General features: G+C 40.9%; 22 protein-coding genes and 1 tRNA gene. 11 read left to right on the top strand and 12 right to left on the bottom strand.

What is annotated here, in order from left to right; translation table 11 throughout:
• Nucleotides 1-98: 98 nt before the first annotated feature.
• The 6 genes from cysS to NRI_RS01405 all read right to left on the bottom strand — a co-directional run bounded on the left by cysS (nucleotide 99) and on the right by NRI_RS01405 (nucleotide 5,636).
• Entirely contained in the window at nucleotides 99-1,628 is a 1,530-nt protein-coding gene (gene cysS / locus NRI_RS01430) for a cysteine--tRNA ligase (RefSeq protein ID WP_049751167.1), read from the bottom strand.
• A gap of 118 nt (nucleotides 1,629-1,746) precedes the next feature.
• Nucleotides 1,747-2,199, bottom strand: a complete 453-nt coding sequence (locus tag NRI_RS01425; RefSeq protein ID WP_015816190.1) for a hypothetical protein — start codon at nucleotides 2,197-2,199, stop codon at nucleotides 1,747-1,749.
• 21 nt (nucleotides 2,200-2,220) lie between these two features.
• Complete coding sequence (locus NRI_RS01420; protein WP_015816203.1) at nucleotides 2,221-2,640, bottom strand: ferredoxin family protein; 420 nt, start codon at nucleotides 2,638-2,640, stop codon at nucleotides 2,221-2,223.
• Between the two features lie 197 nt (nucleotides 2,641-2,837).
• Nucleotides 2,838-4,313, bottom strand: coding sequence for a hypothetical protein (locus NRI_RS01415; protein WP_015816202.1), 1,476 nt, complete (start codon nucleotides 4,311-4,313; stop codon nucleotides 2,838-2,840).
• A 112-nt stretch (nucleotides 4,314-4,425) separates the two neighbouring features.
• On the bottom strand, nucleotides 4,426-5,205 hold the full coding sequence (locus tag NRI_RS01410) for a transporter associated domain-containing protein (RefSeq protein WP_081436401.1): 780 nt from the start codon (nucleotides 5,203-5,205) through the stop codon (nucleotides 4,426-4,428).
• Nucleotides 5,206-5,562: 357 nt separating this feature from the next.
• Nucleotides 5,563-5,636 (bottom strand) — tRNA-Arg (locus NRI_RS01405).
• A 69-nt stretch (nucleotides 5,637-5,705) separates the two neighbouring features.
• Here NRI_RS01405 and NRI_RS01400 point away from each other — a divergent pair.
• Complete coding sequence (locus tag NRI_RS01400; protein WP_015816201.1) at nucleotides 5,706-6,518, top strand: pyruvate, water dikinase regulatory protein; 813 nt, start codon at nucleotides 5,706-5,708, stop codon at nucleotides 6,516-6,518.
• Between the two features lie 118 nt (nucleotides 6,519-6,636).
• Here the strand turns inward: NRI_RS01400 and NRI_RS01395 are convergent, their stop codons facing one another.
• From NRI_RS01395 to ygfZ, 6 genes are all read right to left on the bottom strand, one after another.
• Nucleotides 6,637-7,116, bottom strand: a complete 480-nt coding sequence (locus tag NRI_RS01395) for a type II toxin-antitoxin system RatA family toxin (RefSeq protein WP_015816187.1) — start codon at nucleotides 7,114-7,116, stop codon at nucleotides 6,637-6,639.
• Nucleotides 7,117-7,284: 168 nt separating this feature from the next.
• On the bottom strand, nucleotides 7,285-8,175 hold the full coding sequence (gene lipA / locus NRI_RS01390) for a lipoyl synthase (protein ID WP_015816200.1): 891 nt from the start codon (nucleotides 8,173-8,175) through the stop codon (nucleotides 7,285-7,287).
• A complete protein-coding gene (rpmB, locus tag NRI_RS01385; RefSeq protein WP_041351435.1) occupies nucleotides 8,150-8,458 on the bottom strand; it encodes a 50S ribosomal protein L28 in 309 nt (102 codons plus the stop codon). The genes lipA and rpmB overlap by 26 nt, the downstream gene beginning before the upstream one ends.
• A 69-nt stretch (nucleotides 8,459-8,527) precedes the next feature.
• Entirely contained in the window at nucleotides 8,528-9,262 is a 735-nt protein-coding gene (locus NRI_RS01380; protein WP_041351433.1) for a pyridoxine 5'-phosphate synthase, read from the bottom strand.
• A 15-nt stretch (nucleotides 9,263-9,277) separates the two neighbouring features.
• Nucleotides 9,278-9,580: a preprotein translocase subunit YajC gene (gene yajC / locus NRI_RS01375; RefSeq protein WP_041351432.1), complete on the bottom strand. Its 303-nt coding sequence runs from the start codon at nucleotides 9,578-9,580 to the stop codon at nucleotides 9,278-9,280.
• 300 nt (nucleotides 9,581-9,880) lie between these two features.
• Nucleotides 9,881-10,813: a CAF17-like 4Fe-4S cluster assembly/insertion protein YgfZ gene (gene ygfZ, locus NRI_RS01370; RefSeq protein WP_015816184.1), complete on the bottom strand. Its 933-nt coding sequence runs from the start codon at nucleotides 10,811-10,813 to the stop codon at nucleotides 9,881-9,883.
• Between the two features lie 382 nt (nucleotides 10,814-11,195).
• Between ygfZ and NRI_RS01365 the strand changes: the two genes are divergently transcribed.
• The 10 genes from NRI_RS01365 (at nucleotide 11,196) to gshA (ending at nucleotide 22,456) form a co-directional block, all read left to right on the top strand.
• On the top strand, nucleotides 11,196-13,151 hold the full coding sequence (locus NRI_RS01365) for a ComEC/Rec2 family competence protein (protein WP_238523025.1): 1,956 nt from the start codon (nucleotides 11,196-11,198) through the stop codon (nucleotides 13,149-13,151).
• Nucleotides 13,152-13,618: 467 nt separating this feature from the next.
• Entirely contained in the window at nucleotides 13,619-14,293 is a 675-nt protein-coding gene (locus NRI_RS01360) for an ABC transporter ATP-binding protein (RefSeq protein WP_015816196.1), read from the top strand.
• 66 nt (nucleotides 14,294-14,359) lie between these two features.
• Nucleotides 14,360-14,671 carry a hypothetical protein gene (locus tag NRI_RS01355; protein WP_015816182.1) on the top strand — a complete coding sequence of 104 codons (312 nt, stop codon included), beginning with the start codon at nucleotides 14,360-14,362 and terminating at the stop codon, nucleotides 14,669-14,671.
• 26 nt (nucleotides 14,672-14,697) lie between these two features.
• On the top strand, nucleotides 14,698-16,920 hold the full coding sequence (locus NRI_RS01350) for an AAA family ATPase (RefSeq protein WP_015816195.1): 2,223 nt from the start codon (nucleotides 14,698-14,700) through the stop codon (nucleotides 16,918-16,920).
• 101 nt (nucleotides 16,921-17,021) lie between these two features.
• Nucleotides 17,022-18,884 (top strand): sigma-70 family RNA polymerase sigma factor, encoded by a 1,863-nt coding sequence (locus tag NRI_RS01345; protein WP_015816181.1) that lies wholly within the window; start codon nucleotides 17,022-17,024, stop codon nucleotides 18,882-18,884.
• Between the two features lie 5 nt (nucleotides 18,885-18,889).
• Nucleotides 18,890-19,057, top strand: a complete 168-nt coding sequence (locus NRI_RS04285) for an HIG1 domain-containing protein (protein WP_407635192.1) — start codon at nucleotides 18,890-18,892, stop codon at nucleotides 19,055-19,057.
• 356 nt (nucleotides 19,058-19,413) lie between these two features.
• On the top strand, nucleotides 19,414-19,683 hold the full coding sequence (gene grxC / locus NRI_RS01335) for a glutaredoxin 3 (RefSeq protein WP_041351593.1): 270 nt from the start codon (nucleotides 19,414-19,416) through the stop codon (nucleotides 19,681-19,683).
• 2 nt (nucleotides 19,684-19,685) lie between these two features.
• Nucleotides 19,686-20,447: an NAD kinase gene (locus NRI_RS01330; protein ID WP_015816193.1), complete on the top strand. Its 762-nt coding sequence runs from the start codon at nucleotides 19,686-19,688 to the stop codon at nucleotides 20,445-20,447.
• On the top strand, nucleotides 20,447-21,049 hold the full coding sequence (gene coaE / locus NRI_RS01325; protein WP_015816179.1) for a dephospho-CoA kinase: 603 nt from the start codon (nucleotides 20,447-20,449) through the stop codon (nucleotides 21,047-21,049). Before NRI_RS01330 ends, coaE begins: the two co-directional genes overlap by 1 nt.
• Before the next feature lie 183 nt (nucleotides 21,050-21,232).
• Nucleotides 21,233-22,456: a glutamate--cysteine ligase gene (gene gshA, locus NRI_RS01320; RefSeq protein WP_015816178.1), complete on the top strand. Its 1,224-nt coding sequence runs from the start codon at nucleotides 21,233-21,235 to the stop codon at nucleotides 22,454-22,456.
• Nucleotides 22,457-22,469: the final 13 nt, after the last annotated feature.

Genomic DNA, 22,469 nt, shown 5'->3' with positions numbered 1-22,469 from the left:
ACGAACAGTATACGCTTGAAAACCTACAGTAGGATTATATACATAGTATACTGCACTCTAACACAAAGTACAATACTGTTATAAAAGCAAAGCCAGTACTAAAGAGACACCCAATCTGTAGGTGCACACCTGTGATCTCTGATTAGAACTCCCATTTGGGCTAATACAGAACGGATCTCATCCGCCTCAACAAAGTTCTTTTGCCGCTTACAATCAGCACGCCTCTGCAGTTGCGAACGAATAAAATCTTCGGATACACTGGACTGTCTTACTCCTAAGTCTATACCCAAGAAGATCAATAAATTGTAAAGAAGATATGCTAAGTTATTTACTTTGCTCGTACCAATAAGACGAACCTTATCACTAAGTCCGTGCAGAACAGCAATAGCACCAGGGGTATTAAAATCATCTGCCATACACTCAAAGAATTCCCTTGTGTAAATACTGCAATCGTCACCGAAACTCTCGAACTTATCAAAAATTTCCTTTATTTTCTGCGAAAAATTCTTTGTTTTCCCACTAGTTTGTGCTACGACAACTTCAGACGTGCAGGCTCTTAAATCAGCTTCTCCACCCTCACCGTTGCACCCATCACTATAAACCTTTCTGTTTGAGCTGCTTATACAGCTTCCACTTTTAGACAGAACACCACTATCCAAAAGAGCAAGCTTGAATTTCATTAAAGAGTTTACCGCTTCTCCGACCATGGCATCGTTCCAGTCCAAGGGCTTACTGTAGTGAGTGCTAATAAGCACAAAACGGATCACATTTGGTGTAACACCTGATTCAACTAGCGTATCGACGTTAACAACATTCCCTAGGGACTTACTCATTTTTTCCCCCTTCACTGTGAGAAAGCCGTTATGAATCCAGTAGCGGGCAAATTTAGAACCGGGATTAGCACACATACTCTGAGCTCTTTCATTTTCGTGATGGGGAAACTTCAAGTCTGCACCACCACCATGTATGTCAAAATCTGCACCTAACGTTGCTAACGTCATAGCAGAACACTCTATATGCCACCCTGGTCGCCCCTTTCCCCATGGACTTGGCCAATATACATGATCATCACTTTTCCACAATACGAAATCCCCTGGATGCTTTTTATTGACATCTTCCTCTACCCGCACACCGTAGACCAACTGCTCTTTTTTTCTCTTGGAAAGCACCCCATATTCAGCAAACGAGCCTACATCAAAATATACATTTCCCGCAACGGAGTAAGCATTTCCTCTATCTATAAGCGCTTGAATCATGGAAATCATTCTACCTATGCTTTGCGTAGCTTTCGGTTCGACAGTTGGCGAAAGGCAATTAAGCAAGTCCAAATGTTCATGAAAAATACGTTCGTAACGAAGCGCAATCTCATCACACCTAACACCTTGGGCAGACGCAGATGTTATAATCTTGTCATCTACATCAGTGATATTGCGCACATAAACAACTTCAGGAAAAAGCTTAAGTAGGACCCTATATACAATGTCATACACTATAGAGGCCCTAATATTCCCTATATGTGGGACGTCGTATACAGTTGGTCCACACACATACATGCGCACCACCTCGCTGCTTAAAGGAAAAAATTCTTCCTTTAAGCCAGAAAGTGTATTATGAACCCTCAGCTTCATTCCACTAGTCTAGAAATGCGAACACACATTCGCGTAAAGTCTTGGAAAGAGGAAAAGCACACAAGCCATAGCAAAAAGCAACAAGGGTCGTTCAGTTTCGTATCCACAACTAGGAAAATCAACTGTACTCTTCTTCAATTTTTTTCTTAATGTCTTCAGGAGGGTCTTCGCCCCAACCAGAATATAATATTTCCCCATAATCTTTAACATCTATGGAGCCACTTTTTGCAGCAGCAAGAAACATCTCCTTCTTAACCTTATCCACAAGAACATAGTGCCAAGCTGGCCTATTTTTATCCTTACCACGAACAAGGTATACACAATCGCTGCGCTTCTTTCGAACACTCTCAGCAAAACCTGCAGTATCCTTTCTACTTTTCTGGACACCCTTCTGAGAAGCAAAACCACCACTAGGTTTTGCTCCGGAAAACTTTTCAGAGAAAGCAGCACCTCCCTGTGAGGCTTTCTGAGTAAAACGAGAGGCAAATCCTCCCCCTTCATCTCCGCCACTACTCACAGGTTTTTTCTTTTTCAGTCGATCAAGAAACGACTCACCACTACCAGAACTCATACGACCAAACGAAGCAACTCCCTAACTATTTTCTATACCATTTTCTTTACTTTCTGTCTGCTTTATATAGCGAATTTTATTCGGAACTTCAGCCCATTTCTCTGCTCCATCCAAAGGATCCTTTTTCATAACTATCAAAGGCAGCTCAGCGGCTCTCTCACGATTAAAAACCACCATAAACCTTGCATCAAGCTGCTTTTTAGTAAGCAGAGAAGTGTCCGACACAGAAATGATCTCCTCTAGACTTTTTCCATCAATATACGTTTCATCATTGATTATCGCCTCTATTGGACATTCAGGAACACAAACGCCACAATCTATGCAGACATCTGGATCTATCACCAAATACTCTCCAGCCTCGTGAAAGCAGTCTACAGGACAGACTTCAACGCAGTCTGTGTACTTACATTTCAGACATTTCTCCGTGACAACATGCGGCATACAGGTGCTCAAACACATAACTCACACAGTCTAACCGACATACTCATACTTGGCAAATCCACAAAAGAGTCCTAAAGACTCCCTGAGTACAACAAAAGAATGAAGACAGAAGCACACCTCCACCAACTCCATATCAGTAAGACAACTACTCAACTTGCTCAATGCAGAACAGCAGGAAAGTCAACACTTTTCTCAAGCTACTTACCTTGTCCATGTACAGCGTGCTCCATACTTTCCGGAGTATGTGAGGGGGCATGTTGTAGGCCCTGTGCTTCGTCCACACCAGATATTGGGACACCAGAAGCCGCATCCAGGAGCGCTCCAGCAAGTGAAGACCGAAAGGGGGATTGCGCTGGAGCAACACCAAAATGACTAGCTAAAGCAGGAAGAATTGCAATTGCACTAACCAACTCTTCAGCAGCTCTCCCTGCAGATTCATAAACTTCAATCTGTTTCACTACTGCTGCTGGCAGTGGGTCCACACTGCTTCCTGGAAGATTCTGGTCACCACGTTCCAAATCTGCAATTTTTTGCTCACATCCTGCTCTGAACGCATGTAATTTTGCTACTAGGCCCACCGGTAGAGCACTTCTCTGATTATCTGAAAGATCTAAAGCACCGCTAGACCTCATCTCTGCTGCAACATTTCTAAGACCGTCTAAATCTGCCTCCGTAAGACCACCACACACTTCCAAATTCCTATATTTCAGCATCTCCAAAAGACGACCTGCAGACTCAACAATTGCATTTTTTTCCTGAGTTGCAACCGGTCTTAGCCTCATTGCTAAGATAGCACTACTCAGATCACTCGTAGACTGAGATCTAGCTGGAATTACAGGGGTTTGCCTTTCTACACGGGTTTGCCTTTCTATTTCGCGGAGATCAGGCATACTACTTGCCTTATTCGGCCCTTCATTGCTAACTGGATCATACTCGTTCTGAGTCCTAGGAGAATCATAAACTTCCTCATGATGACTAACTGAATCATAAGAATTCTCAGGCTTGGAAGGACGGTGATTATGTTCATGATCGCACTGTGTAGCACTATCGCTTTTTCCAAAATCTACATCCTTTTTCTTCCACAATCGCTCAGTAGCTTCTTTAACCGAGTATGAATCCTCTATTCCCGCAGCTTTTATAGCCTTCGCAACTCGCTCTTGAAACTCTGCCTTGCTCGGGCACAGCGGGATCTTAATCACAAGCTCAGCCTGGTTATTCCTACCATTCTCTCTAATTTCTACACCACCACCTAGGGCAACAAACTCAGCATGGAGAAGATACAGATGATTTCCCTTATTCCTCTCGCGTGCTTCCGCTATTCCCTCACCATCTGCAATAGCATTCAGATAAGCTTCAAAGGTATGGATCTTATCCTCCGGCACCAGCGCCCTTGGCACATGAAACTCAACATCCTTTGCTCCGTCCAAAGTCTTTGTACGGCTGGCCCAATCTGCATCTAAGGCTTTTTTCGTAAAACGATTGGTATTAGCTTTATGCAAGACCTCCCAATCCTTGGCACCAGTGATAAAATCACTAAATTTCTCTGCGATGCCCAACTTCATCTTACGTGGAGTCGCAAGAAGAACGGTCTTACCAGTATTGACTACGGCACCACCGATCCTTCTGCTCACGCGAGCCGCAGCCAGCGCAAACTGCCCTATTTTACCTTGCATTCAACCCTCCAAGTTAATCGCACTCCATCCAACTATTATAACACCCAATGCAAGAACGGCATGTCACAGAAAAAACCGTGTACCAGAATTGATAAACAAAGAACACGTCAGACTAGTTCCCAAGGCGAGAAGCATCAACCAAAACTACCCCAATCTTTTTGTTATCTGCATCTAAGATTGTAAACTCCACTCCTTCAGGGGAAGATACGACGTCCCCAACCGAGGGAACTTTTCCAGCAATACTCAATATATAACCGCCCAAAGTCCTGGAACCATGACCAGCTTTTAATTCTAGACCAGATTTGTCAAGAAATTCTTTCATCTCAATTCCGGTTGAGACTTCAAATTTACCACTACCAACACGGAGAAAAAATGGCTCAGCATCAACTCCATGTTCGTCCTGAATATCTCCAAGTATTTGTTCAACAATATCCGTCATTGTGACGACACCCACAGTTGCACCAAACTCGTCGACAACCACCGCTACATGAACACGAGCAGCTTTCATCTCCACCAGCAATCCGGAGGCCTTCATCGAAGGTGGAACACATATAATTTTGCGCAACACACTTCTTATATCAAAAGGAGCACCCACGCAGTTCAACACATCCTTTACATGAATGAACCCAATTATCTTGTCTAGATTACCTTCAAATACGGGTACCCGACTGTGACTAATACCTCTCAGGACTTCCAGCAATTCTTCACCCCTTGTGCAAACGTCAAGCGCAACAATTTTAGAGCGCTCAACCATTATGTCCTCTACGTATACGCTGTCTAACTTTGCAAGGAAAGAACCATCTTGAGTAGACACATCCCTCCGCTTCCATGCAACGAACTTTTTTAGAAAACTAAATATGGGACGAAAGAAGGCACATAAACGGTATGCCATTGTAATCTAAAAAAAATGCTTTGTAAATCTGAGGAACCGAGCAATTCACCTAAGAACACACCCCGCGGAAATCAACTAGGTTTGTGCCTACACGAGGCTAAAGAAAAATTATCAACAAATGGTGAACTGCTTGTTTTAACTACAACACGAGATCAATGACCCCATATACAAAACCACCTCTGTCAGATCAGAAAAAACTTTGTCTAAAGTCAGTCATAAAAGACAAGCCTCGATGCAGTAAATAGACCACAACAAGATTTACTGCCAAATCCCCTCTAAAACCAGAAAATCACGAGCATTGAACGCTGAAAGATAGTCCAGATAAACGAAAGTGCAAGCCCAATATATACAGGCTTCTGCGCCCTAGAGGAGTCGAACCTCTGACCCACAGCTTAGAAGGCTGTTGCTCTATCCTGCTGAGCTAAGGGCGCGTAAAATTTAGTAACTGATATCCGAAACAGCGCAAGGAGCTCGACGGAAAGTATAAATCAACAACGACAATGAAACAACTGAATGTGCACTTAATTTCGGACTACGGAGTAGATGCATTAATTGCGGTCTCAAGGGCGTCTCTAGAAAGATTCGAACACTTAGTCTCTGCAGAACACCATCTGTGGCCTTCTACGACAAGCATAGAGAAATTGCAACAGGTCTTTTTACATATTGAGAGAAATTCCTTTGTACTCTACTCGATAAGGGAACGGATAATACGAGACACACTAAAAGATTTCTGTCAAAAAAGAAAAATCCCTTGTATAGCGGTACTTTCACGGATAATAAGGGAACTTTCTTCATATTTAGGAATCGAACCAATAAACGCAAGTAAAGAAGAATATCAAACCTTCAACGAAGACTACTTCGCAAGGATAGATGCGATGAACTACGTTCTCACTCATGATGATGGTCAAAATACGTGGGACCTTGATGAGGCAAACATCATAATAGTAGGTCCATCACGGACCTCAAAATCCCCAACAAGTGTTTACTTGTCACATCTCGGCTATAGAGTCGCGAATATTCCGTTTGTGAATAACATACCCTTGCCAGCAAAACTCACTACTCTAGAAAATATCCTGATAGTAGGACTGGTGATAAACCCAGACAGACTGATAGAAATAAGAAAAGCAAGACTCTCTATATCACAAAATTATGATAATCCAGTTTATGCCGACAGAGAACAGATCTTGGAAGAACTTACAAATGCACGTAAAACATTCATCAAAAATAACTGGCCGGTTATAGATGTCACACACAGATCTGTTGAGGAAATCGCTGCAGCAATAATGAAGGAGTACACGATGAGAAAGTACTAAATTCCATACCGAGCACTTGCACGCAAAATTCTAAAAACTACCCCATTATGAATCCTTTCACAGTGACACGTAGCCTCACAAGGCAAAACCTCGTTCCCTGATACATGGTACGGCTACTTTACTTATCACTCTGATATGGCTCGTATAAATTTGCCACCGTCCTGCATCTTTGCTCAAAAGCTTCTATTATTCTCTTCTGTGCTGCACCATACATGAGCTTGACCATGGAATTTACAAGCCTCGATCTCAATGTATATTCTATGTAGAATGCCACCTTTGAGGAGCTTCCTTGTGGATAAAATTCCCACAAGGTATACAGGTGTTTAAACACACCTTCAGTTGATCTGACTTCTATATAGCCCCCCCTCTCACATGTCGGAGGCAAGAACTTTATTACAGAAATATAGCTTGAGCGCATTCCTTTAAACGAAATCACAACTTCAGCCCGTATCGTATCTTTCTCCCTAGAAATAATCCGTATCTGTTCACACCAAGGTATAAACTCCGGATAGCGTACCACATCAAGGACAATCGCAAAGGCGCAATAGGCACTAGAAGGGAGAATCTTGCAATCACGATATGAACACTGTCCCGACATTTCTCAACACACCAATAACAGAAAAGTCCTAACAATACCGCTTTTGCAATCCAGGTCGTATTTCAAACAATAAAAATGTTCAGACAAGACAATTCTAAACAACGCGTTGCAAAGATCGCTTAAAATGCGAACTTATGCATATTACAAAACCTTAACTTGCCATGCAATTCAGAGCAACTTCGCTAAAGCTGCAGCTCTAGCATTTTTTAGGCGCAAAAAATCTTCATCCGCATGATAAGAAGAACGCGTCAAAGCACTTGACGCAACCATGAGAAACCCACGTGCGTACGCAGCTTCCTTATAATATTGAAATTCCTCATCTGTTGCATAGTGCTGCACCTCAATATGTTTCTTACTTGGCTGCAGATACTGACCAATAGTCAGAAAGTCGATCCCGGCCACGCGCATATCGTCCATAACCTGTAAAATCTCACTTCTTTCCTCACCAAGTCCCAGCATTAGGCCAGACTTCGTAAAAATCCGTGGATTCTTTCTCTTGACCTCCTCCAATAAGGAAAGACTATTAAAGTATTTTGCCTTAATCCTTATTTTAGGATGCAGACGCGGCACAGTCTCCACATTATGATTGAAAACATCTGGTGCTGCAGCTATTATAATGTCCCTTGCGCCTACCTTACCCAGAAAGTCCGGGGTGAGAACTTCTATTGTCGTATCAGGTGAAGTTTCTCTAATTCTCCTTATGCAGCTTGCAAAATGTTCTGCACCCCCGTCGTCCAGATCATCCCTATCAACAGAAGTTATAACAACGTGCCTCAAGCCAAGTTTACCTACCGCTGAGGCTAGTTTCTCTGGTTCATGCGGGTCGAGTAACTCAGGCTTGCCGGTCGCAACATTACAAAATTTACAAGCCCTCGTGCAGACAGAACCCAAAATCATCACGGTGACATGCTTACTGCTCCAGCACTCACTAATATTCGGACAGGCAGCCTCTTGGCAAACAGTGTTCAACCCACACGCACTTATAAGCCTGGAAGTCTCAAGAAAAGCACGATTATCCGCAGAAACACGAATCCTAGGCTTTTCTATCGTCCGTTCCATCACCAGAAACCTTCTTCATGATACGCTTCTTCAAAGCCAGTGCCGACTTGCTCAGTTTTGAATTTTTAGTGTTCCTAAGAAAATCATCTAAACCTCCCTTAAAATCCACGGTTCTGATGGTCTTAGCAGAAACTTTAAACCTAAATTTCTGTTTGAGCACATCGCTAAAAACCGTAATTCTCTGAAGATTTGGCATAAAGCGTTTTTTTGTTTTCCTGTTCGAGTGGGAAACCATATTACCATTTTGCCAACCGTGGCCTGTTAGATCACAAGAATTGCTCATCGACGCTCAGAAAAACTACTACAGCTATAGTCTTATACCATATAGATTGCTAAAATGGCAGACATAATTTCAGCCCCTAGCAATAGAGACATACTTTCTTAAGGTCCTTGAGAAGCCCTGCAAGAATGACTCAACTATAAGCGCATGCCCTATAGAAATCTCATCTGGTCTTATCTTATTTATTACAGTCGAAATATTTACCAAACTGAGATCATGACCTAAATTCACTTTCAGTCCAAGATTTCTCGCCTCTAGCGCAGCAAAATGAAGTCTCTTGATTTCCTCGGATTCACGATGAGTACAAAATGCACGCGCATACCACTTCGCATGAAGCTCAACAGCATCACAACCAACCTCGGCAGCATACTTCACAGACGCAGGTTCTGGTTCTATGAAAAGGCTTATGCGCACATTTCTTTTTTTCTTGATCCTCTCTATAGTCGAACTAAGTAGTTCCGCTTTTTCTCCAACGGAAAATCCTCTTTCCGTGGTCCTCTCACCCTCTCTAACCGGAACAATTGTAAACTGATGTATAGGGCTGCTTTCCACGAGTTCTAGTATTTCGGGTCTTAGATCACCCTCCACATTGCATTCTACTTCTCCGCAGGCAACCTCACTCAAACCAAGTATTATTTGGACATCTTCAATTAAAGCATGCCTCCTATCCGCCCTGGGATGCAAAGTAATTCCGCTGCAACCACTCATAATGCCGAGATTCGCAACATATTTGATATCGGGACTTCCAGTACTTCTTGAATTTCTAAGGAGTGCAACCTTATCCAAATTAATACTTACTCTCGTCATTATTCCAATATACCCCTATCTCTTCTCTGAAATAAAATTCTTTAAAATTTTTACTATCACCCCTTCAGCTACCTGAAGATGTACCATGTCGTTTTTTTCATCTATCCTTGCAACTGTCCCGCTAATTCCACTAGTAGTAATAACAGGATCTCCAACTTTTAATGCTTTAAGCATATTCTGATGGTCCCTCATCTTTTTACTTTGTGGACGTATTACAAATACGTAGAACACAAAAAAAACAATCCCCAGGGGGAGCAAGCTCAGTAATATAGAATCAGAACCCGTGCTAGTACTGGTAAAGATCTGTGAAAAAGACATAAAAATATCCAAACCAAACAATCAGAATATAACACACCCCACTCACCTTTTCTGCCTGGATCAGGAAACATGAAGAATGCACCAGTAACGACTGACAAGCCCTAAAACAAAAGCACACCCCAGCACGGTAAAACAAAAAACCAAGCGTTAATAAGTAATAATAAATTAATCTATCATCAGCACCCAACTTTACTGATTTAGATAAAATTTTACAAGTACTGAAATAAAAATATTATAATATTAGCGTTTTAGTTGCCATAATATCATATTTTTAAGTAAAAAAAAGTAGATTTCATTTCTTTACACCAGAATTGTGACTGGTTTGCCGGATTGCTGTTTAATGATTGTGTCCTGCTTTAGTACACACCTTGGTAGCACTGCCAATCCGTAATTTTGGCAACACGAACTGAAACACCCAACCATATCATCACCCAAGTATATTTTATCACCCTCTTCAAGACTTGCTCCTTCCTCTCCCTGAAGACAGAATAAGGCTCTCTCAATGAAATTTTTTATCCTAAATCTGGAAATTACTTCCTGCCCGACGTAGCAGCCCTTGTTAAAATCAAAAGCGTAATCCATTGCATACTCCAACGGGAAGATATTAGGCTTCAGCTCCTTTCCGGCTTCTGAGATTTTGCTCATGATTCTTATCCGTTGATATTCTTCATGGCAAACTTCCGATGTTGGAAACTCAGAACTTGATAAAACAACTCGAAAACCTAATTTTCTATTTCTCGGATCGCGAACACAAAACAAACATTCCTTGATGAACCTCAGCTGTGTTTTCGCTTCACTTACTCCCTCAACCATTTCCAGGAATTTCTGTACATCATGTACCGCGCCTGTTAAACCTTTTGTTCTTGGAACCTTGCATGTATCTTGATGAGCTTCTTCGGGTTGAGTAACACACGCATCAGTACTTTTAGGAATTCCTACATATGAAAAGTAAGCCTTTTGCTGGATAGTAATACCTCTCTTGAAATTATACAGATCCAGCACACTTAGCAGTGCCTCTGTATTACAGTGGTTGGTTTCTAATAGAAGTTCAGTTTCCGTCGAACATTTATATACAAACAGGTCACAAATAAGTCTCCCCTTTGGGGTAAGTATCAATCCATAAGCACAATCTTCTAGTGTTTCGACATTGCAGGTAATGATCCCTTGTAAGAAAGCTTTCACCCTCTCACCGCTAATAGAGTAAAAGTTACTCTTGTCCTGGAAAAAATGCATTTACTCACAGATAAATGTGCCCCTAATAATCGATTATCATCTGAAATCCACTATGAAACTACAGTGACAACTATCGCTATTTCTGACTAGGTACAACAAAATAGTTAATGCTAATATTATTTAGAAATAAATTTTGATTGCAAAGAATCAAACAAATCTTTTTATATGGATCCCCTTCCTGTTAAGCATCGGGATTATACTTTTCTTCGAAGCTACTTTTTATCCAAGACCACATCATTTGGTGCTCACAATATTTGGACTAGGACTACTGCTATTCCTGGCTTATACAGCTAAAAAAGCCAGAACCGCCATACTAATAAGTAGCATAATTTCCGTGGGATTTATTATCGCAGAAATTCGAACGCTGGTTTCCTATACAGAGATGGTTAAAACACCACAATACCTTCAAAACGCAACAGGTATAGTGCAAAGTCTTTCACACAAAAAATCTGGAATGCTAATCACAGTGAAGCACGCTGAAAGTTCTTTAAAACTATATTCGACAAAAAGTCTGACAGATCTACACTCGGGCGATGTAATAAACTTTTCTGCGTACATATTACCAGTACAAGGTGCGGCAACACCATCAGGCTACGACTTTGCCATGTTTCAATATTTCAGCGGTGTAAGGGCCACAGGAAGACTCGTCGGAGAAATCACGGTAGTAAAATCCACAAGTCACCAATCCGTTTTTCCACGTATCAGAAAAGTCATTCATGAAAAGTTTAAATACAACTTGGCGGAAATACCTTCTGAAATAGCTCTAGCACTCACAATAGGTAAAAGAGATGGAATAGATCCAAAAATAAATGAGCTATTTAGGAAATCTGGGACATCTCATTTGTTAGCAATTTCCGGATTACACATGGGATTAGTAGGGTTATTTTTCTTTTCCCTTCTGAGAAGATCTTGTACATTTTCTGCACGCCTAACACTCAAGTACGACATAAAAAAGCTTTCCGCTATCGCTGGAATAGCATCGAGTATTTTTTATTTACAACTTTCTGGAATGCAGACATCTGCTCAGAGAGCCTGCATAATGATCTGCACTTTCTTCCTTTCAATACTGCTAGATAGAAAACCAGACACATTACGTTCTATCATCTTTGCAGCGACCGTTTTAATCGCTTTATATCCCGAAAACATATTCAAGCCAGGTTTTCAGATGTCATTCTTTGCTGTACTTGGAATATGCTCCTGTAACAGAAAGTCATCCCTGTACACACATACAGAATTTGCTCCTCTCTTTAAAATAGGAAAGTCAAAATTCGAAATTAAGGAGTTAAAAGCAGTAACACAATCTGAAATGACACTGATCCCACAATCAAAACATCAGACTAAACCCATTAACAATCCTACACGACGATCTTTTCTCTCTTTACATAAATTCTCCACCGATTCATTTCACAAAGGCAAAATAAAATCGTTCTGTAAGAGCATAGTTAAACCGTTCACATACCTATTGGGGATAATAAAAACCTCGATTTTTGCGACTGCTGCTACTACCCCTTTTGTTTTATACCACTTCCACTATCTTTCTGTGATTGGAGTGGCTGCAAACGCTATAGCAATACCGTTCACATCTTTCTTAGTCATACCGACACTTGCCGGAATACTGCTTCTCATGCCTTTGCATGATTCCGAGCTTTTATACGCTCTCCTCTCCACTGAAATAAAAATACTACTAAGCCTCATGGAATCGTTTAGCCACTTAAACCTAGGCTACTTCAACGTGCAGGGCTTTTCCGGAACAACATTATTTGTAATGGTCACCGGAACCCTATTGCTTCTTATAGGTACAACATGGAAGCGATACCTAGGTATAATGCCCATTGCGATGGGAGTTGCGATGATAAAATTCTCACCACTACCAGACATCTTCATCTCAGAGAAGAATATCGCGATACGATCACAAGACAACAACCTATATTTTCTTAATGCACCAAGAATTCCACAAAATTTCATTGCAAAAAAATGGCTACAATACTCAGGATGCAAGGCAAGCAAAATATCCAATACACTTAATAGCGAAATAGAAAAACGGGAAAACTCATACGTGTATACAAAAAATGGCAAAACAATCACCATCACTTTTACAAGGGAGGCAAAAAACAGAACACACAACAACTTTTCTGCGCACATTGATGGACCAATGATAGACAACGAAAGAACACATACCTCACTAGAAATAGCAGAAAATCAGAATACGTTTATCTCTATACGGAATAATGGAATAAAAACGACAAGGGGAAGAAATTGGCCCCGAGAGATCCTTGCATTGAAACGACATTACAGAGATCAGTACAGTAGAGATCCAATAAATCCCGCACAGGGCTGATCAAAGAATGATTAGCTCATGTGAACAGGATATACTTCAATATGGCTTAGACCATTCCCCTCCTGGAAAGTAAGAAATTGTGCCCATAAACCCCTTAGGATAGGATTTAAATCTGGCTAGCATTTTTCTTCAAAATAGGAACCCAAATAGACCAACCGAACCAAGACCATAACGAGAAAGACAGAAAGAGCCATTCTTTATTTTTGACACTTTCCAAGTAATACAACATCAAATACTCATCGAGACAATTTGGAAGCTGGTAAAGAACAAAAATACAAACACCAGCCTTCGTCACATGCAGTAACATAAGCGCACAATCGTGCCCAACTATTTGCTATTCCTTAGCAATCTAATTTGGGGATCTAGGTGATTAAAAACGAGCTTCACCTATTCATTGATATAGTCCGTAATATTGATTTTTGCTCATAACAGCAACATCATTGGACACCAAATCTCTACCTTATTGCATGTCAAGATTAGCGCTGGAGTTTTGTAACGTTTCAAAATTCTTCAGAGACAAAACAGAGCAAGAAATACCAATACTGCGTAACGCAAATCTGCAAATTCATACAGGAGAAATTGTCGCGTTGATCGGTGCCTCTGGTATTGGAAAAACTACTACTCTACAGATTGCAGGATTACTCGACAAACAAGACTCCGGGAAGGTAAAAATCTGCGGGAAAGAGGCTCTTTGTCTGGATACCACACTCCGTAGAAAAGAAATAGGCTTTATATATCAGTTCCATCATTTGCTTAGCGAACTCAACGTCCTAAAGAACGTTATGCTCCCACTTCTTATATCTGGAACACCAAAAGCAGTTGCAGAAAAAAGAGCAAAGAACTTGCTTGAGTTTCTAAAATTAGAGAAAGTTGCATACCAACCAGTCGACACGCTTTCGGGTGGACAGAGACAACGCGTAGCAGTCGCAAGAGCGGTGATAAAGAAGCCGGCATTGATAATAGCAGATGAACCAACTGGTAATCTTGATCCAAATACTGCAAAAGACGTGTTTGATTTGATTTGTCGTTTTGCTAAGGAAAATTGCAGTGCTGTATTTCTTGCAACCCATGATTCATCTTTTTTGCTAAAAGCCGACAGAGTACTTGAAATCGTGAACCATTCTTTGATCAGTTCTATATAGGATTTTTTTTACCTATTTTGCGTAGAATCTCAGTGAGTTGATGCAGGACATTCGGGCTTTGAGCTTATGATAAACAAAAGAAAACAGGGTTGGTGCTTTGATGAATCTGAAGTTGTTGATGTAAAACCATCCTTGTACAGAGTCTTTGTTAAAAAAGCCGCTACGAGCGTCGACCTGAAGCAAGTAAGGAGTTTAGGCACTGACACCTTGAAATTAAGACAAAATGATGTAGAAGCACTGTGTGAGTCTCTGATGCAGCAAGGTGAATGGTTTCTCGGGACATATCACTCTGACCTTGCAGAGACAATTATGCAGGACTTAGGTCCTTCTGTTCGGTTGCACGGACTGGAACTGGGTATTTCACCCCTTAAAGAATAGTTCCTTGTTTTGTCTATTTTTGCACGATGATCTCACCTAGTTTAGAGAATACGCTTCAGAACGCACTCGTTTTGGCGCGGAGTTTTTCACATTCTTACGTCACATTGGAACATCTTCTTCTTGCACTCACGGAGGATGAAGAAGTTTCCAGAATCGCCTCCAACTCAAGTATGAATTTTGCTAAGTTGAGGGATTCGCTCATTCATTTTCTCAGCACAGCACAGTTTTTTGCACGCTTTTCTAATGGATGTGTTGATATTGCAAAAATAAAGCCGACACTTGGGCTAAGACGCGTCATACAGAGAACCAAAATCCATGCAAACATAGCGGAATTGGGACAAATCACGGGCTTGCATGTTTTGATCGAACTGTTCTGTGAACAAGATTCCTACGCATTCTCTTTTCTCACAGAAAGCAATATAACACTCGTAGAGCTCATGTCGCATGTAATGAGGTCCCATAAGTGCGGCTCTACCCAGAGCACATCTACTTCAAATACGGATATACTCAGAAGTGCAGACCTTGATAATTTAAAGGAATACTGCACGGACATGAACGAGCTAGCTATTCAAGGAAAGATAGACAAACTAATTGATAGAAAAAAGGAAATTGAAAGGACAATAGAGATCCTTTTACGGAGAACTAAAAACAACCCTATTTACGTTGGTGAACCTGGAGTCGGGAAGACAGCAATAGTAGAAGGATTGGTACATGCGATAGTCAGTGGCAACGTTCCTCAGAAGCTGAAAAATACACGCGTGTATGCACTCAAGATAGGCTCTTTACTCGCGGGTACACGCTATAGAGGCGATTTTGAAGAGCGCATTAGAACAGTCATGAACGAAATATCCAGTAGTAAGAATACGATACTCTTTATAGACGAAATACACACTATTGTCGGTGCGGGTTCAACAAGTAATGGTTCTATCGATGCAGGAAATCTTCTAAAGCCATTTCTGACAAAGGGTCCTCTCAGGTGTATTGGCGCTACAACCTATAGAGAATACTCCACACACTTTGAAAAAGATGCAGCCCTTGATAGGAGATTTCAGCGGATAGAAATAGAGGAACCATCTATAAGTGACACGCTGAATATAATTGACGGAACAAAGTCATATTACGAGGATTTTCACAGGGTACATTATACGAAGGCGTCCCTCAATGAGATAGTAAATCTAGCCCATAGATATATACCAAACAGATCTTTCCCCGACAAAGCTATAGATTTAATGGATGATTTAGGTGCATCATACAATGCAGAGTTATTCGATGTCAAAAAAAGGCGCGATAGAAAAATAGATATTAAGTATGTCAGGGAAACGCTCGCAAAGCGTTTTAATATTCCGGTTGCACAGTTAAATTATACCGTAGAGGAAATATTAACTTCCCTTGAGAGAAACCTTAAGACAGCAATTTTCGATCAAGACAATGTCATAGAGCAGGTCGTGTATTCACTGAGACCTGGACTACTTGGATTAAAAGGTGAAAAACCTTTGGCTTCGTACCTATTTGGTGGTTCTACGGGTGTCGGCAAAACAGAGCTTGCTAAACAAATTGCAAAAAACTTATGCATGCAGTTTGTGAGAATTGATATGTCCGAGTATATGGAAGGTCACGCTGTCTCCAGATTGATAGGTGCACCTCCAGGATACGTGGGACATGATAAGGGAAGCTTTATAGCTGAGATACTTTTTAAACAAGGCAGTTCACTTATCCTGTTTGATGAAATAGAAAAGGCACATGCTGATTTTCAAAACATTCTCCTCCAGATTCTGGATTATGGCTGCATAACCGATAGCACTGGGAAAAAGAGTAGGTTCAAAAACTGCATAATGGTCTGTACAACAAACGTTGGAAGTACTTTTATTGAGAATAATTCTCTTGGTTTTACTCAAGATGGAAAGAAAACCGGTAAGGAAGCTCAATTTGCGAGTTTCTTCAACAAAGAACTACTTGATAGGTTAGACCTTGCAATAGTCTTCAATACACTTGACAAAAATAGCGTGGAAAAAATAATAAATAAGTCTGCAACTGAGATTCGGGCCCTCCTTGAAGAAAGGGGAATCAAGCTTAGTCTTACAGATGAAGTAGTAAAGTCCCTCGTTGCTAGGCACTCATCTGGTAAAATAAGTGCCAGAACTATAGAAAGAACCATCAGGAATGATATAATGCAGGCGGTTTCGGATAGGATGTTGCGTTCTAAAACTAGCGAAATAGAGTTAACCATCAAAGACGGCTGTTTGGTGTAGGTATCCCTCTTGATTTTTGCAAATTTTTTTAGTCTTCACCAATATTTTCGTCCTACTTGCACGTTCTTGTTTGCGTGTGGGACGTTTTGTGTTTATAGCATATGACAAAAGGTTACAGTTCTAAGTTTCATCAAGTTGTTAAAGCCCTGATCACCAAAGGAGTAAAAAGAGGTTTCGTCACGTACGGTGAGTTGAGTGACTCATTTTCAGATGAGGACTTTGAAAATTTAAATTGCATAGAAGAAGCAATAAGCAAACTGGAGGAATCCGGAATAGGCATCCTAGAAAAGGATGAGGAAGATGAACTCAGTGAGGAAGTCAAGGAAGAAGATGAAGAAGAGGACGAAGCCGCTGACATATTAGGTCACACGGACGACCCAGTAAGGCTATATCTTCGTGAAATGAGCTACGTTAAGCTCCTTTCTAGAGATGATGAAGTAGAAATAGCAAAGGCCATTGTAGCAGAAAAATTTGAGTCGCTTTCCGCGGTTTTACTCTTCCCTTCAGTAATGAAGGGTATAGTAGATCTCGGAACGAAACTGAGAGAAGGCACGATCTCGTTGCGTGAAGTAATAGAATCGGACTCAGGATTAAAGAGTGAGCTTACTGAGGAGACGAGCAAAGGAGATGACCTCTTTGAAGGCATGGATGGCAAACCGGAAGAAGGAAATCAGATGTCTGACGAGGAACTGATGGAAAAGGTCTTAGAGATCTTTGGGGAGCTCGAGACAATAATCACATCCGCGCTCGATAAAGCGAAAGAAGGACAGATGGTAAAAATTGTAGATGGTGAGGTGATACTCGACCCAGAATATAGGGAACTACACACTCTTGCAGTAAACCACTTAAACCAGGTGAAGCTCAACCCAAAGCTTCTTGCTGAGTTTTTTGAGAACACTCGAAAGAAGAACGAGCTTATTCTCGAAAAGAAAAAGGTGCTCCTCACATTCTTAGAAGAACGTGGCCTAGATAGAACGGTCCTCATCAAAGGTAAAGTGCACATCCTGGATGCTGGGGTCCTATCAGAACTTCTGAAGAAACACAATATTTGCGACACGCATTTCTCTCTTGAAGAATTTCTCTCTCCAATTAGAGAGCTGGAAAAAAATGAAGGAATGGACTATGAAAGTATCAGCTTTCTAACCAGGAAGGTTGCTACTCACCTGGATAATGCGAATGCAGCAAAACATAGAATGGTAGAAGCTAATTTGAGGTTAGTGATCTCAATTGCTAAGAAGTACACTAATAGAGGTATGCCATTCCCCGATCTGATTCAAGAAGGAAATATTGGCCTGATGAAAGCCGTAGATAAATTTGATCACAGGAGGGGACATAAATTCTCCACATACGCAACTTGGTGGTGCAGACAAGCTATAACCCGTGCTATAGCAGATTGTGGAAGCATAGTGAGAAAACCTGTGCACATCCACGAGACTGCAAATAAGGTAATGCGGACTAGAAGAAGGCTGTACAACCTCAATGGTAGAGAGCCCACTGTCGAGGAGATTGCAAATCTACTTAAGATTTCTCCGGATAAGGTCAAGAAGTCACTCAAGGTAAATCAAGATCCGATAAGTCTGGAATCACCAGTAGGCGATGACAGTAATAGTGGTTCTTTTGGCGACTTTATAGAGGATAAGAACGCAGTAAGCCAAGTGGATGTGGTCCTCTCAAAAAACTTGAGGAAAGTTCTGGATGAAGCACTTGCAATGCTCTCTCCAAGGGAAGAAAAAATCCTGAGGTATAGGTTTGGACTATGCAACAGTGTGCACAGTCCCGAAGATGAACACTACTTGAAGTCTCTGAAAATTGACCTTAATAGAGGAACAAATCTCACTCTCGAACAAGTAGGGATACTGTACAATGTAACAAGGGAAAGGATCAGACAAATTGAATCCAAATCATTAAGAAAAATGAGGAGTCCAAGCCGATCTATAAAATTAAGGACTTTCCTTAAATACTAAGAGTTGTGCACCTATTACTGGTTTTACTTTTGGCTACTTTTCTTGTGCTGATTTTCGGAGTTTTGTCCATACTTTCAAATGAGAAAAAATCGGGAAATACCCTGATGTGCTTGAGAGTGGTTTTGCAATTTTTGACAATCGTTTCACTAGTCGCGTTATTCATCTTGAAATAGTGTGTCATGATACTTGCATGTGCATTGCTAGATAATCCCCGTGTACACTTGAATTAAAGAAAACTGCTCTTGTACTTGTTAACTTTTGGGATAGATACCTTTAGCATTACTCCATTGATGCGGTGTGCACCTTTGAGCCAATAATAATCCATAAACTTTGAGGACACGTACCACCAACACTTTTGTGATCTCACTATATTGATATATCGTGTGATGCTTACTCAATACTAATCTGCAACTTTTAAGTTCCCAAAACAGCTCACCAGCATGCATGTATAAAGCAGAAAACCTAGAAAAGCTTGATATTCCTGTCATGTGAGCTTATAAATGCCGAAATGTATCATCCCGGTCGCACTATGAATCACGAGATCGTAATATATGTGAAAGAATCTTGTCCTTACTGTAGCAGGGCGAAGGAATTACTCGACAGAAAAGGTATCTCCTATACGGTAGTGGACATTACCAGTGATCCGGATCTAGCCGCAGTTATGATTAAAAAATCTGGTGGGAGGAAGACTGTTCCTCAGATTTTCATTAATGACATGTGCGTGGGCGGCTTTGATGATCTCAACACCCTAAACGAGAATGGCAAACTCGATGAGCTTTTATTTTTAAACAATCAATAAAGGTGTTTTATTCTTCTTCTGGCTCAGAAAAGGCAACATCAGTCGCCGCGCTTATTAGTTCACGTTACGGAATAAAGTGCATTGATGCTTCAGAAGGAGTAAAACCGTCGATGATTCTCGCTTTAGGCGGCGATGGATTCATGCTTGATACTTTACGTAACACAATGGAAACCCAGATACCTGTTTATGGGATAAATTGCGGGAATGTTGGCTTTTTACTAAACAAATTTCATCCAGACCGCTTACTCGAAGATATAGAAAGTGCAAGCATCTATACCCTGCCCGTTCTAAGTGCAGAGCTTTTCGATGGAAATGGCAGCAATGTGGTGAATGCGATAAATGATTGTTATTTCCTCAGAAGCCACACAAAAGCAGCAAAGCTTGGTATAATGGTAGACGGGAAAATTCTTGCCGAGAATTTTGTCGGAGACGGGCTGATCATTTCAACTCCGACGGGAAGTACAGCTTATAATTCAGCTGTAGGTGGAGCAGTGTTATCACTCAGCTCAAATTGCATAATCCTAACAGGAATTAATCCATTTACACCAAAAGGGTTTAAGAGTCTTGTCCTACCAAGAGATAGTACAATAGAAGTCAAAATCCACCACCATGATAGAAGGCCCGTGATTGCCGCAGCGGATGCACAAATCTTTTTGGGAGTAGAAAGAGCAAGAATATCCATAGATAAAAAGAAAACTGTTTCCGCGTTGTTTGCAGCCAGCGAGAGTCTACATAAAAAAATTATGATGGCCCAATTCCGTTGATGAAAGCGATCGGTGTTACGGGAAGAATGGCTTCAGGCAAAACGTATTTTTCGTTCATTTTATCTCGTTTACTGCGCTGTAAAGTATTTGATGCAGATAAAGTCGTCCATTCTCTTTACAGAGAAAATGTCACATTGATAAGAGCAATAAATGATGTTCTTGGATGTAGAAATGCTCAAAGAGAAATAAATCGGACACAGCTTCTTTCTTGCATTATTGAGCGACCCAATCTATTAGAGAAAATTGAAGAGATTGTTCATCCAATAGTTAAAAAAAAAATGGATGCGTTCATTAAGCTATATAGAAGGAGAAGGATGAGCGCAATTATCTTGGACATTCCACTCTTGTTCAGGATCGGCGCGGACAAACTTTGCGATAGCATCTTCTTTCTCCAAACAAGTGACGGCGCTAGATCAAACCGCCTAAAACAGCGGTGTCATTACTCAGTAAAACTAGATGCGCTAGGTAAGATAAAATTTCAACAACGGAACAAACATAGTAGAAAAGTTATTGTAATTTCATCTGGTCTAGCAAAATATGAACTCTACAAGTACACCCAATTCGTGCAGACGAAAGGGAGACTACCCTCGTTAGAACAATAATGTTCTCAAGTTTTCGTATAGTAGCTCAGAGAGTCTATTTTCGAGCCAAAATAACAGCAGGAAAACTTCTTCCGAGTGGGTATATTGTTTTACACACGTGAAAATCCATGTTAGAATTGCCTTCTTCCCCTTTTACACAGACGCTTCCTGACATAGTAAGTCTCTAAAGGAGCACTCTTCTCAATGGATAGACATTTCTCAAAGATTTCTACGAATATAGAAGAAATCCGTCGGTGGTGCAACAGTAGAATTAGTGGAAAGTTGTTGTACCTCTCAGCGGACATAAGGAACGCCAGATTTAAACTTGCCCCGGTAGATGTAAACATCTTTCCAGCTGGATTCCACTTACTCAATAAGGAAAGCCAGACACTCGCAACAAGGTTGATTTGTGAACGCTATACAGGAAAAACAATTCTACTAATCATAGAGACACATACCCGAAATACCCACTATTTAAGTAACGTTCACACACTAAAAAAATTATTTGAAGATGCAAAAAATACCGTTATTCTGGGAAATCCTAGTGATCAGAAAATAGAAAACATAGACACAGAAACTTTTCACATAAAGGATAAAAGAATCATCACGGAAAGTGGTGTGATTCCAGATTTAATAGTACTAAACAACGACATGATCTCGCTTGACCCTTCTGTGCTCCTGGAAGTAAGCCAACCGTGCCTCCCTTCCCCATTACTAGGTTGGTGGAAAAGGACAAAAACTCAGTATTTCCCGTACTATGAAAAAACAGTAGAGGAATTCGCCAATACTTTTGAGTTAGATCCGTGGTTATTCTATGCTTATTCAGAAGCTTGTGACAATATTAACTTTGACACTCAAGAAAGTCTCGCAAGGCTTGCAGATGTTGTAGATGGAATAATTGAAAAGCTCCAGAAAAACTACAAGCAGTATGGAATATCGTCAAAACCATTTGTTTTTATTAAAGCAAACAGCGGCAGTTATGGTATGGGGATTCTTACCGCAAGCAGTGGAAAAGAAATTCTCTTCATGAACAGGAAAGAGCGTAAAAAATTAGGAACTACTAAAGGTAATACTGCAATTACAAGTGTTATAGTCCAGGAAGGCATAGAAACCAAAGAATATTATCTGAATTACCCCGCTGAGAGCCTTATGTACTCGGTTCTAGGGAAAAAAATTGCATTTGCAACGCGCTATAATACGAAACATGATGCACGACAAAATCTAAACAGCTCCGGAATGCATTTCATTGGTCACACACCTGCGAAAGCAAGTGAAGCGCAACTAGAAATCGTGAGTGACCTTATCATTATCGCGGCAGAAAAGGAGGCCCAAGCCGTAGACGATAAAAACGTTGCTGCACCACCAAATCAAGCAATTTCAGATGAAATTAACCAGCTTAACGCGGAAAGGATAACAGACCGCTATTAGTACCCATCCCAAC

Origin of the sequence: Neorickettsia risticii str. Illinois (assembly GCF_000022525.1) — a bacterium.
Lineage (GTDB): Bacteria > Pseudomonadota > Alphaproteobacteria > Rickettsiales > Anaplasmataceae > Neorickettsia > Neorickettsia risticii.
This window is presented reverse-complemented; position numbering and strand designations above follow the sequence as displayed.

What these genes read in the sequence shown, in the direction of transcription:
- cysS (WP_049751167.1), bottom strand. Translation starts at nt 1,628, where the DNA reads ATGAAGCTGAGGGTTCATAATACACTTTCTGGCTTAAAGGAAGAATTT.
- NRI_RS01425 (WP_015816190.1), bottom strand. Translation starts at nt 2,199, where the DNA reads ATGAGTTCTGGTAGTGGTGAGTCGTTTCTTGATCGACTGAAAAAGAAA.
- NRI_RS01420 (WP_015816203.1), bottom strand. Translation starts at nt 2,640, where the DNA reads ATGCCGCATGTTGTCACGGAGAAATGTCTGAAATGTAAGTACACAGAC.
- NRI_RS01415 (WP_015816202.1), bottom strand. Translation starts at nt 4,313, where the DNA reads ATGCAAGGTAAAATAGGGCAGTTTGCGCTGGCTGCGGCTCGCGTGAGC.
- NRI_RS01410 (WP_081436401.1), bottom strand. Translation starts at nt 5,205, where the DNA reads ATGGCATACCGTTTATGTGCCTTCTTTCGTCCCATATTTAGTTTTCTA.
- NRI_RS01400 (WP_015816201.1), top strand. Translation starts at nt 5,706, where the DNA reads ATGAAACAACTGAATGTGCACTTAATTTCGGACTACGGAGTAGATGCA.
- NRI_RS01395 (WP_015816187.1), bottom strand. Translation starts at nt 7,116, where the DNA reads ATGTCGGGACAGTGTTCATATCGTGATTGCAAGATTCTCCCTTCTAGT.
- lipA (WP_015816200.1), bottom strand. Translation starts at nt 8,175, where the DNA reads ATGGAACGGACGATAGAAAAGCCTAGGATTCGTGTTTCTGCGGATAAT.
- rpmB (WP_041351435.1), bottom strand. Translation starts at nt 8,458, where the DNA reads ATGAGCAATTCTTGTGATCTAACAGGCCACGGTTGGCAAAATGGTAAT.
- NRI_RS01380 (WP_041351433.1), bottom strand. Translation starts at nt 9,262, where the DNA reads ATGACGAGAGTAAGTATTAATTTGGATAAGGTTGCACTCCTTAGAAAT.
- yajC (WP_041351432.1), bottom strand. Translation starts at nt 9,580, where the DNA reads ATGTCTTTTTCACAGATCTTTACCAGTACTAGCACGGGTTCTGATTCT.
- ygfZ (WP_015816184.1), bottom strand. Translation starts at nt 10,813, where the DNA reads ATGCATTTTTTCCAGGACAAGAGTAACTTTTACTCTATTAGCGGTGAG.
- NRI_RS01365 (WP_238523025.1), top strand. Translation starts at nt 11,196, where the DNA reads ATGGTTAAAACACCACAATACCTTCAAAACGCAACAGGTATAGTGCAA.
- NRI_RS01360 (WP_015816196.1), top strand. Translation starts at nt 13,619, where the DNA reads ATGTCAAGATTAGCGCTGGAGTTTTGTAACGTTTCAAAATTCTTCAGA.
- NRI_RS01355 (WP_015816182.1), top strand. Translation starts at nt 14,360, where the DNA reads ATGATAAACAAAAGAAAACAGGGTTGGTGCTTTGATGAATCTGAAGTT.
- NRI_RS01350 (WP_015816195.1), top strand. Translation starts at nt 14,698, where the DNA reads ATGATCTCACCTAGTTTAGAGAATACGCTTCAGAACGCACTCGTTTTG.
- NRI_RS01345 (WP_015816181.1), top strand. Translation starts at nt 17,022, where the DNA reads ATGACAAAAGGTTACAGTTCTAAGTTTCATCAAGTTGTTAAAGCCCTG.
- grxC (WP_041351593.1), top strand. Translation starts at nt 19,414, where the DNA reads ATGAATCACGAGATCGTAATATATGTGAAAGAATCTTGTCCTTACTGT.
- coaE (WP_015816179.1), top strand. Translation starts at nt 20,447, where the DNA reads ATGAAAGCGATCGGTGTTACGGGAAGAATGGCTTCAGGCAAAACGTAT.
- gshA (WP_015816178.1), top strand. Translation starts at nt 21,233, where the DNA reads ATGGATAGACATTTCTCAAAGATTTCTACGAATATAGAAGAAATCCGT.